We start from the raw sequence: 14,654 nt of genomic DNA on the forward strand, positions 1-14,654 counted from the left end.
ACGCTACAAATTTTCCAGAGCACTAAATACATCCCGAAGCGTATCGAAATCTAAATCCTTGGAGCTAAAATCGCTCGGCGTATGCTCTGTTTCCTGCCGACTGGAGCAGTGCTCGATAACGGCATTCAATTTATCATTGAACAGCTTTCCCAGAGTCAGGATACTCTGTTCCAGATACTGCCGGGTGCTGAAGCTGATGGTAAAGCTCAACTGACCATTTATGAGTATCCCATTAATATCCAAAGAACAGCGGTTGCCATAATCAGGGCTGACCTCCCTGCCAGTGGAATAAGGAGAGAAGTCCATCCTTCCGCTTCCCATCTCTCCTCCAAACTGGCCTAAATAATTGAAGCTGATATCGGATTGCAGGCCGAATTCTAGGCTTTCCTCTTCTTCCGTATCACTCAAATATTTCAGGATGCCATACCCCATCCCTTTGTTGGGGATACTTCGCAACGACTCCTTCACTAGCTTGACGGCATCCCCAATCAAATCGTTGTCCGGCAGGGTGAGCCCGACCGGAAAAATAGAGGTAAACCAACCGACTGTCCTTCCGATGTCAAGACCCTCAATCACCGTCTCCCGGCCGTGGCTCTCCAGTTGAATCAAGAAGCGGCTTTCTCCTGTCCAGGAGCGGAGCGCCAGCGCCAGCGAGGCGAGTAGCAAGTCGTTCATTTCCGTGTTGTATGCTGCATGGCATTCCGTTATTAATCGGGTCGTATTAGATTCACTCAAGGAGATTACAACATCCCGACTGTCTCTTGTCCTATGTTCGGGATAGTCGAAATCCTTATCCAACGGACTGAACGCCTCGTCGGAAAACCGGCTCCAGTAGGCTCTCTCATTCTTCAACTCTTCGGTTTGGGCATATTCCTTCAGTGCCCGAGACCACTCTGCATACGAGTGAGTTTTCGCTTGAAGCGTGATGGGCTCTCCGTTCGCGCATTGACTGAAGGCCTCGCCGAGATCTTCCAGCAAAATTCTCCATGAAACCCCGTCAACCGCGAGATGATGGATAATAATGAGCAGATGCGTGCCTTGCTCTACCTGAAAGAGCCCTATCTTTACAAGTGGCCCTTCGCTGAGGTTGACCCTGCTCTGCAGCTCGTCCGCTTGAGATTCGATACTCGCCTTAACGTTGTATTCGTCTCGGATATCGAAGACAAACAAGTCGTAAAGCTTCCCATCGCCCTCGACTCCCCGATACGTAAGGATAGGGTCTCCGTATCGATCCCGGCACACGAGGCGAAGTGCATCATGATGCTTTACCAAGGCGTCAAAGATCCTGGATACCGTCCCTTCATCCAACCGTTCGCGGCTATATAGCATCATGGATTGGTTGAAATGATGCCTTCCCTTCGACTGGTTCGTAAAGAACCACCGCTGTACCGGTGTCGGCTCAAGCTCACCTGATACCTCACCCTGATCGATGCAGCGGGTAAGCGGCATGACATGCCTGCTCAATTGACATATCCTCGTATACTTGAGCAGATCGCGAGCTTCCAGCTTCAACTGGTAACGGTGCATACGGGAAGAGACTTGAATGGCCTTGATGGAATCCCCGCCCAGTTCGAAGAAAGAATTATGGATTCCGATCCTGTTCACACCAAGAACTTCCTTCCAGACGTTAGCTAGGATTTCCTCAGTCAGATCTCGGTGCCTCATAACCGTCATCCACAGGAATGAATGCCTCAAGCTCCAACAGAATCCGTTTATCCACCTTTCCGTTCGGCGTCAGCGGAATGTGGCTCACTTGGACAAAATAAGAAGGCAACATGTAATCTGGCATTCTTATGGATAAATGCTCTCTGAGCTCGGCTTTCTTGATGCTCCGCTTGCTGACAAAATAAGCATAGAGGCAGCTGCCGCTCTCGGTTTCCCTGGCCACGATAGCCGTTTCCTGAACGTCCTCGTATAGCAGCAATTGCTGTTCAATTTCACCAACCTCAATCCGGAACCCCCGAATTTTGACTTGACCGTCACTCCGGCCTATGAACTCAAGCACTCCGTCCGGGAGCCATCGAACAAGGTCCCCTGTTTTGTAGAGTCGCTCTTCCGGAATCCACGGGTGGCTTATGAATCTCTCTGCGGTCAACTCCGGCCGGTTCATATATCCGCGGGCAACCCCTTCCCCGCCCACACATAATTCTCCGACGACCCCGATCGGCTGCAAGCCGCCGAATCGGTTCAGCACGTAAGCCGTCGAATTGCTGATCGGCTGGCCAATAGGAATACTTTTCTCGTATTCTTTCTCAATGATCAGGCAGGCAGAGAACGTCGTATTTTCGGTTGGTCCATATCCGTTAATCACTCGAAGCCCCGGGCAACATCTGCGAACAGCCTCGATATGTTTCTTGGAAAGCGCTTCCCCTCCCACCAGCAGGCAGTTAAGCGGCTTAAACATTTCCGGCTGATGCTCCGAGAGATGATTAAATAGAGGAGAGGTGAGCCACATGGTGTTTATCCCTTCACGTACGATCAGCTCCGACATCTTCTCTGGATCCAGGACTGTTTCTTTTCGGGTCAAGTGCAAACTCATGCCGTTTAAAAGCGCTCCCCAGATCTCCAACGTCGATACGTCGAACATGTACGAACAAGTCTGCAAAATCCGGCCTTTCTCCGGAAATTCCATAAATGTTGTATTCTTCACCAGCCGGACAACACTCCGGTGCTCGAACATAACACCTTTAGGCAATCCTGTAGAACCCGACGTGTAAATAATGTAGATCAGATCCTCCGGCCCGTGGGTCTTTACCAAATTGCCTGTTCCCATGTCCGAGATACGCGGGTCGTCCATACAAATCCACTCGATAAAAGCGCTCAACCCTTCGTGTCTATGAGCCAGCCCGACATTTGTAAGCACAATCCGGGCCCCACTGTCCAACAGCATATGCCTGAGCCGCTCCTCCGGATACTCGGCATCCATCGAAAGATAGGCGCCGCCCGCCTTCAGAATACCGAGGATTCCGACAATACATTCCGGGCCGCTGCCCATCATTAGACCTACCGGTGTGTCTTGTCCGATATCATACTCCTTAAGCAGCCGTGCCAACTGATTAGCTCTTTCATTCAGCCTGCCGTACGTCCATTGCTGCCCTTCGAAGACAAGAGCCACGCGTTCCGGCGTCTGAGCGGATTGCTTCTCAAACAAGTCACATACCGTCTGATTCCTCGGGTAATCGGTACGTATGTTGTTGAACGTATAAAGAATTTGGGTCTTCTCTTCCTCCGGCATCATGCTGATCCGGTGGATTATCTGCTCGGGATCCTCCGTAATCGCCTTCAGCAAACAGACGAAGTGCCGTTGTAGCCTCACCGCAGTATCCCGGGTAAATAGCTTGGTAGCATACTCGATGCGAAACTCGTTCGTAGTGCGGCATGCCGCTCGATCAGGCGAAGCAAGGCCGATTCCAAGTGATATCGGTCCAAAGCGCCTTCCATCCGATACGCAGACGGCATATTGTAGCTCGTATCATGCCGCTCCCGCAGCACAAGTAGCCTCCGCTGCACCGATTTCACCGGATACTCAGGTTGCTCAGGCGCCGGTTCGATAGACTCGAAGGCGAGGGAACGAGCACTGTCAAGGTAATTTGCAAGTTCCCGTACCGTTGGCCGTTCGAATATTTCCTTAATCGATATGTCAACCCTAAACGTCTGGTACAGCTGGGAAGCTAACAGCATCAACTTCAGGGAATGACCTCCCCGCTCCAGGACATTATCATTGACGCCAATCCGATGAACACCCAGCACATCGGCCGTTATAGCCGAAATAATCCTTTCCGCCTCGTTTAGGGTCTCCGTACACGCCAACTGCTCTTCTGCATGCTCGGTCAATCGAACCGGCAAAGCCGAACGGTCCAACTTTCCGTTAGGGGTCAATGGCATCCGATCGAGCTTCACGAAATAGAGAGGAATCATATACTGAGGAATCTTCTGCGATAAAAAATGAGTCCACTCGCCATATGATATCGGATGGCTCGCTACATAATAGGCATACATGTCATTTTGTCCGTCTTTCCCCTGCCTTGCCAGAACCGTCGCCTCCAACACGCCCGGCACTTCCAGTAGATGAGTTTCCACTTCGCCCAGTTCGATCCGATGCCCACGAATCTTCACTTGATAGTCGGCCCGGCCAAGGAAATGGATTCTCCCATCGATATGCCACTTCGCTAGATCGCCTGCCATACCTTTATCCGACAACAGAATTCGCGCCCCGCAGTCCTCCAACAGGTAGCGGATTCGCTTCTCTGGATAAGCTGGATCTAAGGGAACATAAGCACCGCCCGCTTTCCATATCGCTAGGATGCCAATTAGCATATCCGGCGATCGCTCAGTCATTAGACCTACGGGTTCATCTGGACGTACTCCTTTCGTACGCAACGTCAATCGGCAATTTCATCTCGTTTTTCAGTAAGTTAAATAAAGACGGTTCAAGCAAGCTTATATAATTATCAATGTGATTCTCTTTACAATAATCGAGGATCAGCCCGAGGAGCCTAGCAAAATGTTCGGGTCCCCGGTGTTCTTTCATGATTGCGATTTTATCGACTTCCACCGTATGATCCACATTAAAGGGGGGATAGTATTTCAATACTTCGGACTCCGGCGTCACGGCTCGGAATTCGGCTGTTCCCACCGGTACCTCATGCTGATTATAGAGGATATAACAATTCGATTCTAATGTGGCGTGTTCCACGGTATATCCTTTCTCCAACCACACCTTCTCAACAATTTGATTAAATACGTCTAATTCCATCTTCGTGGTTACTTTTCTGATCAACTGAATCACCTCGAATTAGTTTACAGGAACTGATACGATTTTTGAATTATATGGAAGTATTGGTCGCGGACACAAACAGGATACATCATCCAAATAATCAATAAAATGGGAATTATTCAATCCATAATACACAAAAAGAGAGGTTATGACAAGTTGTATTTGTACTTTATTCATTTTCTCAATTAAAGCATCTAATCTAGAGTGCTGTGCTGAGTAAACTAAATAAGTGTTGAGGGAAAATAAAATTTTAGACTGATGATGTTGATATGGCTCCATTTGTTAGTTAGAAAATTGAAGCTAACTTGGAGCTGCAGTTGGTTACCCGGCTGGTGCCACCGCCGACACGCGCCCAACCTGGTAAGACAGTTGAGTGACAAGAAGTTGGTCGTACACCGATGCTGAACCGCAGGCACCGCAGCAGGACGATTGAGCGACAGGAGCTGGGTTGCAACGGATTTTCCCCGTGCGAGCCGTGCATCTGAACGGAGAAAATAAAGCTTTAGACTGTAGATGTTGATTCAGCGCGATATTTAAGAAACCACAACGAGCCACGTCCAGGAGCAGAGCAACAAACCGTCACCTGCACCGAATGGCGCTGATGTTTGCGAGTGCGGCGATCCGAGCCTGGCTCGGACAGCTAACCGTGCAAGCCGTTATGCGCGCCTGGTCACCGTACTCCTGGTGCCGGATTGAACTGGAATCGGTATCTGAATGCCTGCTACTGTCCACCTGCCTGCAGCAGGTACAGGCATGCAATATTTTCTCCCCACCTCAGCTCATGGAGAGCCAGTCTGCTTGCCAGTGCCATCGTCTGTCCGTCTCCCCTCGTCATTGGAGGCAAGGCGAATCGAACAAAATCGCGAAAGAAACTGTTATTAATATAGGCTTTTCGGAAAATATGGTTGAATCCAATGCAATGACATATAAAAAGTAAATCGGATTATATGGTTTAACCTTCCCTTTGGTGATGGTAATATTAGGTCATGTAAGACTGGGGCGAATAAATTTGAATGACCCAGATATCGCTAGATTGAAAGAAACAATACATGACCACCATGTACCAATAAAAATAAAGCAACAAGCAATGGATAAATTAGAGACTTACGTTTTAGAAAAACGTGAAGAAAATACAAATAAAGCTATAGAGTCGGGACGCTTGGATATATACAGAAAGCTAAGAGTACCCGAAAGGAAGATAGAAATTGAATTGAGTGAACATGGAATAGGAAACAGCCCACTTTCCCCGTTCCCATTCTTTCTAATGAAACGAAGTGATAAGGGTATTGGTATTGAGACCATTACTTTTCACGAGTATCCAAAAGCTCACAAAGTATTAAGAGAATACATTACATCATGGGTTGAAACAGAAGATTACCTTGTAAACGAATCATTAATTAACAGGTGGCTTGATGACGAGGGTTACAATTGGTTTCATGTAGATGATTTTGATGTTTTACCATCTAAATAATGAACAACGGATGAATACGTTGAACCAGTTCCGGGACGACCACGGTCGAGGCCAGCTCAAGCCCAGGAATGACCGCATGCTCGAAAAGCGAGCCAACCTCCGGCGAGTCGGCAAATACTTTGTGAGATAGCATGAACCTGAAGCATTTGGGCAGCCAGGCCCGACAGCACGGTGCTCCAACTATCGGAAAATGCTTGCAGCAGCTACTTAATAGAACAATGATTGTGTCGTTTAACAGCAACACAGCAGATTTTGATCCTGCTATCGTTGGTTCGTCGATTCCAACATCCTCTGCCAACCTATCTGTGCGAGAGTTAAAAGCGCGAGGTAAGCTGACGGACTCCAAACCCGTTCTCAAGTGGTTCGATTCCACCCACAGGTGCCAATTATCGGGTCTTACAGTGCATGAACTACCCGACCCGCATGTCACATTCCTCCTGTTGACCACCCGAAAGGGTGGTCTTTTTCCGTCCAAAACGCCTCAAAACACCCTTGAAATAGCCTCCAAAATAGCGAAAAATGACCTAAAAAGCAAAAAGACCCTAAAAGCTGCTTTAACATTGAAGCTAAAGAAGTAGAAGAGCCAAAACAAGGAGAATGCTGCAATAAAGAAAATAAAGAAATTTGCTGCCCCACGCAAATAGTCGTATTTAAAAAGAGGATGCTATGCCCACAATGGAGCAACATTAGCATCCTCAATAAATTACTAGCTCACTTTGAATCTTGCTGTTTCTTCGAAGTTCTTTCTGTAGTATTTTGTGTTTTCTATGGTTTCGCCCAATGAATAACCGATACCAAGCAGGGCTTCCACACTAACATTTAAAGATGAATTGTATCCCTTTGTAGTTGCTACAACCGAAGTTCCACTTGCTCTTAAAACCAGATTATGCTCGTCCTCAAGTACAGGATTCACAAAATCCTTTTCGATTGTATAACCCCCTGACGTTGCTGCCTTCAAATACGCAGTGTCTTTGTATACCTCTACAATTCTTCGGCCAGCAGCACCACCAAACATGATTCTTTCTTGTTTGGTGTCTACACCATATTCGGCCTTTACGCCTTTGCCCAAGTCAATTGTTTTAGACATTCTCGAATAATAGAATGTTTGGTCAGCGAATGACTGATTTTTTTGTTCCTCTTCTTTTCGTACTTGTTCAATAGTCCGGTTTGTCGCTTTAGCTAAATCTGCGTAGAACTCTTCCTTCGTCAATGTTTCTATTTTGTATTCTTCTGGGTAGCTTGTTGTGATGATTTTGTCACCGGTATTGGAGATCGAAGAGTCACTTGCGAAAACTGCTGAACTCATAGAAAATAGCATAAGCGAAGACAGTAATAGAAAACCCAATTTCTTCTTCATGGACATCCTCTCTTAAATATTTGTACTGTTGCCGAACTGAGAAACCAGTTACAGGGGCTTTCAAGCCTCTCTTTAGCTATATACAAGCAATTTAACCACCTCCACGCTCAGTATATGCTTTCAATCTCTTTGTGTTATGGCAATCTCCTCCTTCCCTTTTTTTACCATACTAATTTTCGAATGTAAATAATACCCTTTATTTATGGTGTTTTGTTTTCACCTGGTTGGGGCTGGAATCCCTGCAAAAGAGTTTGGATGTAGCACAACAGTGAGTGATCTGGTTAACCCTGTACTTTTGGAGTACCTGGAATACGGCAGCATGCCTGCGCTCGATCCGGCTTCGCCAATCACGGTTTCCGCACCTTCGGGCAGCGCTCGCAGCAGCGATTGCTCATGCCGGAATACCCTTGTCTCATAGCAATAAGTTAGAGGAGCACCTACGTCGGGGGACGCCGCCGTCTGCCAACGCTCCTTCGCCGGGTCGTAGCGCAGCAGCGGCCGCGATCGACTGCACCCACGCCTGCAGACTCGGCACACTTGCAATCCCCTGCCTTGATCCAGCCTCCACAAGCCAAATCCGATTTCCGTAACGGCGGTCTGACGATTCAACATTTTTCGTATCTTCCGTTACGGCAACTTTCACGAATCCGATTGTCCTTTGCTCATTTTCATTTATCGTTCAGGTTATGATTTTACATACAAACACAAGCACGATGACGACCAATCCAAAAGAGATAATACCTGCAACCTTAGCAGGGTGAGTTCGTTTGTAGCTGTTAAACGGAGTTATTCGATTTACAATGAACCCAAACAAAAAGGTACCTAATAATAGGATAAGACCACTTAAAATCATATTATCCATTGAATTAGCAAAACCCCAGACATGATCAATAAACAGAACCCACAGATAACCTAAAAAGGCATGTATAAAGATTGAAAGCGCCCATTCTTTATTTTTCATAAACATCCCGTGCCCCTCGGCCTCCTCATAGTAAGTTCCGTCCTGACATTCCCAATCGCCAGGCGTCACTGTATCTCAAATATAAACAAAACAGGCACACAGAAATGACAATTGGTACCAGCCAATATTTTCTCTCGGAATAAGATTGATATTGCTCGTTGGAGTGGTGACGCGCCCGCTCAATCTTATCAATCTTCCGCAGCAGGAACCAGCAAATATACAGCGCGGGGATGGACGCTGCTCCTAGTAGACCTAGCGAAATATAGTCTGGAGGACCAGACGGCGAAGATACGCTCTTCACCAAGTCCCCTTCTTGCATATACGATCCAATTACATACGTGATGTTCGTAGCCATATGGATGACGATCCCCGGCAAGATCGACCGAGCATAAAGCACGATAAGTGCCGATACCCAGGCAGCGAAGAACAGCTCCACCAGCCGATATGGATTGTTGTGAAAGAGGGCGAACAAGGCGGAGCTCATCGCCGCGGCGAACCATTTCCCCTTTTGTTCGTATCCGGTCAATAGCACCCCTCTGAACAGTTCCTCACATATCGGCGGAATTACGCCAATCGCTACGATGAGCAAAACTAGGGACATGATGTCGGTTGCTATCGGATAAATCGATACCTGATACGTTCTCCCAAGAGCTGCTGATACGATTTCGGTCGCTTGATGAATAAACAACATGAAAATCTGACTGAGCGCATATATCAGTATACTTAGCAGCATCGTTCGCCAAGTCACCTTACGGAACTTGAATACGGACACCCATGAAAGCTCTTCGTTGCTCCTTAATACAACAGAAGGAATCACATTCAATCCGATTTGTGCGAACGCTACATAGAGTAGAAAAAAGCCTAAGTTAGCGTATAGCTGATGTTTATCTGGAAATATAAAGGTAGACAGCACATTTCCCGATATATAGGAAACAAGAAACAGCCAGCCCGCATGTATTGCATTCATTCCTTTAGTCATTCCTCTCTCCCTCAACTCGTCACGAAACCCCAAGTTCTTTGTCTATCCGCTGTATCGCACGCTTGGACTTGAGCAAGGCTGTGGACAGTACAATAGCGATGCCTGATACCACGGGAACCCAAGTCCAACTAACGCCTTCTAAGAGCAAGCCATATATCCACAATCCTAACGGTGCGGAAATATCGGTCAACGTGGTGGCAACCCCCCATACCTTTCCTCGATATTCCTCCGCGATATGGAATTGAAAATACGTATATATCGGAACCTGGACAAACATTTGCAAAATGCCAATCAAAAATACCATGCCACAGTACAGGGCAACAGACAAACCGTTGTCAAACGTTTGAATCCACGGGATACTTGAAATAGACCAACCGATGATGATAACACCCTGGATCATGAGCAAATCAAAAATACGTCGAATGAAAGACTGTGTAGAAGGGACCCGAAGCATCGCTAAGGAACCACCAATCATGCCCAGTGCCCAGAAGGCTTGAATAAGAGCCAGAATACTTGATAAGCGATATAAGGCAATACTAGAATCATCATCGGGTATAGGATGAATTCATAAACGATGAAATCTTTAGAAAGAAAGACAAGAATGAATAATCTCGAATGTAGCCCATCGTCTCCTTCAGTTCGGCAAATACGCCTTTCTGTGAACGATTTCCTTGTACCTTGGGAAAGTTCAACCAAGCTAGCAACATTCCTGAAACTGCATAAGAAAACCGCACTCCACAATAGGACGATAGCCATTGTGGACCACTCATAAACCAGTGAGGCAAGCAGCGGGCCGAAAATAGTACTAGTGCACCAATCGATTGGAACATAGCATTAGCCTTGTTGGCCCTCTTCTCCTCTAATAGTTCAGGAATGGAAGCGTTAATTGACACTCGTAACAAGCTTCCAAACATACTGAGCGGCAAGCTCCCTATACAAGCATATATCCACGTGAGCTTATTGGATATAAACAAACATCTACATCTCAGTCTGTATACCAGTTCACAATATTTTTCACATATTATATGGAACTTATTTCACACAGTTAATCACTTCGGACATTTATCAAAAAAGCTAGTCTCAATAATTTTTTAAATCGCGTCTTGAAATTGATGGATTTTATTGACACAGCTCTTCACTATGTCTAGGTCGTTACCATAGAACAAAAAAAATATACGATAGATTGTTTTATTCTCCAAAACAGATTTTGCAAAAGTATAAACAAAGAAATCATCATTACGAACATTCAAATAAAGTCTAACTTTTTCATATAGTTCATTAAAACTAAGTTCATACTCTGTTTCAATTTTTATAAAACAACTTTGTATAAATAAGTAATTTGATTTTAAATGCTGAATAACGGGCAACAGATACGTAACTTGAGTGAAGCGTGCATTGATCTCGATTATTGGAATTAATAAACCGGTTTTATCGAGGATTGAATCAACACCAGCTATTCCGTTGTACCCCTGTCTTTGTAAGAGTTTCCCTAAACGAATCATTTCCTGTTCATACTTCTCTTTTAAATTTATATCATATTTTGGTGTAAAATCAGTTCCGAGATAGACCCCATTAGCGTCAATGTGTTGCTCTGTAACGGCAAGCACTTTAATTTCATTTTCTTTAATGAGCAACTGGCAATTAAGCGATCTACATATTGGGTGCCATCCTTCAAGAAGTAATTCAAAAGATTGGTTTCGCTTTGAAATGAAGTTTTTTATATGCTTAAAGGTACGTGTATTGTCAATAACACGTATTCCCTTTCCAGATGAACCATATGGGATTTTTAAAACACATTGAGCAAAGCCTTTATCAGTTAGCCGTTTGTATGCATCTTCTAGTTCGTTTACATTATTACAGAAATAACCTTCGGTTACTGAAAAACTGTTCTCTTTTGCCCATTTTCGTACATAAAACTTATCATTAGATTTTTTAACGATCTCTGCCTGACACCCATATACTTTAGCTCCACAAGTGACTGCAGTTGACTGGATTTCCTCATTAACAAGATATGGAACAATTAATGCAGATTGAATGCCAGGAATATCAGCCCAAGGTACTTCATCCGTTATTTCAGATAAGGATAAAAGTCCGGGAAGGACGATCCCAGACAATTCAAGATAGCGTAAATACTGTGGATCAGGCTTATGACGCAACAGAATACAATGGTTAGGCTGTGCCAAATAAAAGAGCTGCTGCTCTTGCTGGTACACCAATTTCATTTGTTCTAGGTCAGTAACGGCTGGAAACACTCTAGACTGGTTCCAACGTTGTTCTTGATCAATATTATAAAACCAATAAATAGGCCCTTCAAAATGAGTAAAATCCAATACCGGTAAATGGGCACCCATCCTAATACTCCAATTTGTGATGAACACGTTGTACAATTTTCTCAATAGTCGAAAAATTGTGCATTAATAGCTCGTCGTCATCAAAAGTAATATCGAATTCACACTCAATGTCAGCAATTAAGCCAATGGAACGAATAGAATCGAGCCCTAGTGAACCTAAATTTTGATTGATTTCAATATCGTCTTCCGTTTCTAATACTTCCTTCACCTTACTTAGTACAATCCCCTCAATGTCTTCAATTATTTTCGTCATGTCCTCACTTCCCTATCATTAAATTATTGACTTTCAAGCCCAGCGGGTGTCAGATGGAATAATCCCAAGAATTTTCTTTGCTATTGCTTCTTTTAGAAGATCATCAGAAGGAGGATGGAATGTTCCGGCACGAACATCCCGATATAAACGTTCTAAAACGTGTCCATGATTGAGGGAACTCATTCCATTAACCTCCATAGACTTCCATACAATATCACAAGCATTTTTAGTAACTACTTGTTTAGTGATTAGTGTTGAAATATAAAGCTCGTCTGTAAATTTTAGAGTAGTACATTCTTCATCAGCTTGACGAGCAGTAATTAAGAGCTGGGATATTGCACTTTCTAATTTAATTTTCATTTCTGCCAACGTAAATTGTGGACCAGGCATGAATGCCATTATCTTATTCGCCAATCTATCCTTCCTTTGGACAAGCATTTCTATAACCTGATCATAAGCAGCTTGAGCAATCCCAAGATAAACAGAAACAAAAGCCAAACGAAACCAATAGACTAACGGCTGCGTGTCTTCTATTCCATACCCTTCTCGTGTAAATAATCGATCAGCTGGGAGAAAAACGTCATTGAAGTATACATCATTTGTATCTGTAGCCCTCATACCAGCGTAATTCCATGTATCTTCTATTCTTATACCTTTATCAGTCATTTGAGAGATGAAACCGGTTATTCCGTAAGTGTTTTTAAAGTCCCCCGATTGTTTACAGTATATCGGCAGATATGTAATACGCCGACTTCCTGAAACGTTACGTTTAACACCATTGATAAGATATCCACCTTCTACTTTATCTGCTTGCAGCTCGATATTAGTAGACATCCGATCTCTAGCTGGTAATAGTAAAACGTTAGGGTTGCCAATCGAACCAATAAAAGTACCATTTTGCGCAATATCCGAAAAAATGCGTTCTTTTAGTTCCGTAGATAAGACCTGATTTAAACCACCTAAGCTATAATAGTGCATGGCTAACGTTAGTGCAGTGGCCGAACAGCCGCTAGCCAATGAAATCAAGGTACGACAAGTTTCCTCAATATTAAATCCGTAACCTTTGTACTTGGCTGATAGAGGTAAGGTATGTAAATCTTCTTCAACCACTAAGTCAAAATTTTCGTGTGGGAATGCTCCAGTTCGATCATGATATTCTGCTTTCTCTCGAAAACCAAGAATCATACTGTTGATCTTTTTATCTAACATGTAATCCTCCTAAGACGATATCTAGCTCCCTTTGATGACGCAGCAAATCTTCCTTATTACCAGCATCACGAATAACAAAAAGATCGTCTTTGTAAATCATAATCTCCTTCGGCGTTTCGTGCCCGAGGAATAAGATAGGACTATACGTCATACCATATGCACCTGAGTTTAAAATAGCAATATAGTCTCCAGTGCTTGCTGTCGGTAGTTCAATATGCGTCGCCAGTAGATCATCCGGTGTACAAAGCGGGCCGACTATATTCACTTGTTCAGGTTTTCGAATACCTATACCATCTTGAGGAATCAACTTCACGGGGTAATTATTTCGCATAGCACGGCCTCTAAAGGTCGCAGCTGCATGATGATTCATCCCACCGTCTGTGATAAGAAACTTTTCTCCTTTCGATTCTTTCACATAAATTATTTGGCTCATATAAGCTGCTGACTGCGCAAGTAAATATCGGCCACTTTCGATGATAAATCGTGTATTTGGGAAAAGTGGTAGCACATTCTCCACCATTTCATTAACTCGGTGCAACAGTGAATCAAAATCTAATGCAGTCTCGTGATTAAAATAGGGTACTCCAAAGCCTCCTCCCATATCAATCATTTCACATGTGCAACCGTACTGTTCTTCTATTTCTATTGCAAGTTTAATCGTGTGTGTAAAGGAGGCTAGAATTCGTTCGGCGTTTAATTGCTGGGTACCCATATATAAATGGATACCACGAAAACGTACGTTTTCTAAGGTGATAAACGTTTCGAAAAAATCTTGGATTTTGGATTCATCAAGCCCAAATTGACGCGGGACTCCCGCCATCTTAATACTTGTGTGAGCCATATCTAAATCAGGATTAATGCGTAGCCCAATAAAAACTTGTCTTCCTTTAGATTTAGCTAATCCATCGATAAGGATAGCTTCATCAATAGATTCAACGATAATACAGTAAATGCCTTCCTTTATGGCTTCAATAAGTTCTTCCGGACGCTTTCCAGGTCCAGAAAAAATAATCTGATTCGTCTTAAAGCCTGCTTTTTGAGCAAGTAAGAGTTCACCAGCTGATGCGACTTCAACACCACTTCCCCAGTGTGCAAATTGTTGTATTAATGCAAGGTTATTGTTAGCTTTTAATGAAAGAAAGATGTCAATTTGATCATGAAGCTGTTGGCGTATATTATGATAATGCTCGTGCAAAAAGTTCCCATCATATAAATATAATGGTGTACCATAGTGGTTACAGATATCCCGAATCTTTTCGTCAGAAATACGCATATCTAACTCTCCTTTTAAACTTT

The 14,654-nt window shown here is 44.2% G+C and carries 15 protein-coding genes; 2 read left to right on the top strand and 13 right to left on the bottom strand.

What is annotated here, in order from left to right; genetic code table 11:
- Window positions 1–3: 3 nt before the first annotated feature.
- Genes OCY70_RS33675 through OCY70_RS33690 form a run of 4 tightly spaced genes read right to left on the bottom strand, consistent with a single transcriptional unit; the run spans window position 4 to window position 4,780 of the window.
- Window positions 4–1,674, bottom strand: coding sequence for a condensation domain-containing protein (locus tag OCY70_RS33675; RefSeq protein WP_306433928.1), 1,671 nt, complete (start codon window positions 1,672–1,674; stop codon window positions 4–6).
- A complete protein-coding gene (locus OCY70_RS33680; RefSeq protein ID WP_261948929.1) occupies window positions 1,643–3,316 on the bottom strand; it encodes a non-ribosomal peptide synthetase in 1,674 nt (557 codons plus the stop codon). The genes OCY70_RS33675 and OCY70_RS33680 overlap by 32 nt, the downstream gene beginning before the upstream one ends.
- On the bottom strand, window positions 3,313–4,338 hold the full coding sequence (locus tag OCY70_RS33685) for an AMP-binding protein (RefSeq protein WP_261948930.1): 1,026 nt from the start codon (window positions 4,336–4,338) through the stop codon (window positions 3,313–3,315). The genes OCY70_RS33680 and OCY70_RS33685 overlap by 4 nt, the downstream gene beginning before the upstream one ends.
- Window positions 4,339–4,351: 13 nt before the next feature.
- Window positions 4,352–4,780, bottom strand: coding sequence for a hypothetical protein (locus tag OCY70_RS33690; protein ID WP_213427999.1), 429 nt, complete (start codon window positions 4,778–4,780; stop codon window positions 4,352–4,354).
- A gap of 1,006 nt (window positions 4,781–5,786) precedes the next feature.
- On the opposite strand from OCY70_RS33690, the gene OCY70_RS33695 reads away from it, so the two are divergent.
- A complete protein-coding gene (locus OCY70_RS33695; protein ID WP_213428000.1) occupies window positions 5,787–6,248 on the top strand; it encodes a hypothetical protein in 462 nt (153 codons plus the stop codon).
- On the opposite strand, the gene OCY70_RS33700 is transcribed toward OCY70_RS33695, so the two are convergent.
- A complete protein-coding gene (locus tag OCY70_RS33700) occupies window positions 6,241–6,381 on the bottom strand; it encodes a hypothetical protein (RefSeq protein ID WP_213428001.1) in 141 nt (46 codons plus the stop codon). The genes OCY70_RS33695 and OCY70_RS33700 overlap by 8 nt on opposite strands.
- On the opposite strand from OCY70_RS33700, the gene OCY70_RS33705 reads away from it, so the two are divergent.
- Window positions 6,380–6,826, top strand: a complete 447-nt coding sequence (locus tag OCY70_RS33705) for a hypothetical protein (RefSeq protein ID WP_213428002.1) — start codon at window positions 6,380–6,382, stop codon at window positions 6,824–6,826. The two genes, OCY70_RS33700 and OCY70_RS33705, sit on opposite strands and share 2 nt — an antisense overlap.
- Before the next feature lie 128 nt (window positions 6,827–6,954).
- Here OCY70_RS33705 and OCY70_RS33710 read toward each other — a convergent pair whose 3' ends face one another.
- From OCY70_RS33710 to OCY70_RS33745, 8 genes are all read right to left on the bottom strand, one after another.
- Window positions 6,955–7,605, bottom strand: coding sequence for a hypothetical protein (locus OCY70_RS33710; protein ID WP_213428003.1), 651 nt, complete (start codon window positions 7,603–7,605; stop codon window positions 6,955–6,957).
- Window positions 7,606–8,284: 679 nt separating this feature from the next.
- On the bottom strand, window positions 8,285–8,566 hold the full coding sequence (locus OCY70_RS33715) for a hypothetical protein (RefSeq protein WP_213428004.1): 282 nt from the start codon (window positions 8,564–8,566) through the stop codon (window positions 8,285–8,287).
- 25 nt (window positions 8,567–8,591) lie between these two features.
- Window positions 8,592–9,545 (bottom strand): CPBP family intramembrane glutamic endopeptidase, encoded by a 954-nt coding sequence (locus OCY70_RS33720; protein WP_213428005.1) that lies wholly within the window; start codon window positions 9,543–9,545, stop codon window positions 8,592–8,594.
- A gap of 19 nt (window positions 9,546–9,564) precedes the next feature.
- The gene (locus tag OCY70_RS33725) at window positions 9,565–10,020 is read right to left on the bottom strand and encodes a hypothetical protein (RefSeq protein WP_213428006.1); all 456 of its coding nucleotides are present in this window, start codon (window positions 10,018–10,020) and stop codon (window positions 9,565–9,567) included.
- Window positions 10,021–10,636: 616 nt separating this feature from the next.
- Window positions 10,637–11,896: an ATP-grasp domain-containing protein gene (locus tag OCY70_RS33730; RefSeq protein WP_213428007.1), complete on the bottom strand. Its 1,260-nt coding sequence runs from the start codon at window positions 11,894–11,896 to the stop codon at window positions 10,637–10,639.
- A 1-nt stretch (window position 11,897) separates the two neighbouring features.
- On the bottom strand, window positions 11,898–12,149 hold the full coding sequence (locus tag OCY70_RS33735; protein WP_213428008.1) for an acyl carrier protein: 252 nt from the start codon (window positions 12,147–12,149) through the stop codon (window positions 11,898–11,900).
- Window positions 12,150–12,182: 33 nt separating this feature from the next.
- Window positions 12,183–13,358 (bottom strand): acyl-CoA dehydrogenase family protein, encoded by a 1,176-nt coding sequence (locus OCY70_RS33740; protein WP_213428009.1) that lies wholly within the window; start codon window positions 13,356–13,358, stop codon window positions 12,183–12,185.
- Window positions 13,348–14,631, bottom strand: coding sequence for a type III PLP-dependent enzyme (locus OCY70_RS33745; protein ID WP_213428010.1), 1,284 nt, complete (start codon window positions 14,629–14,631; stop codon window positions 13,348–13,350). The genes OCY70_RS33740 and OCY70_RS33745 overlap by 11 nt, the downstream gene beginning before the upstream one ends.
- Window positions 14,632–14,654 lie beyond the last annotated feature (23 nt).

It is taken from the genome of Paenibacillus melissococcoides, assembly GCA_944800085.1.
In the GTDB taxonomy this organism is placed as follows: Bacteria; Bacillota; Bacilli; order Paenibacillales; family Paenibacillaceae; genus Paenibacillus_B; species Paenibacillus_B melissococcoides.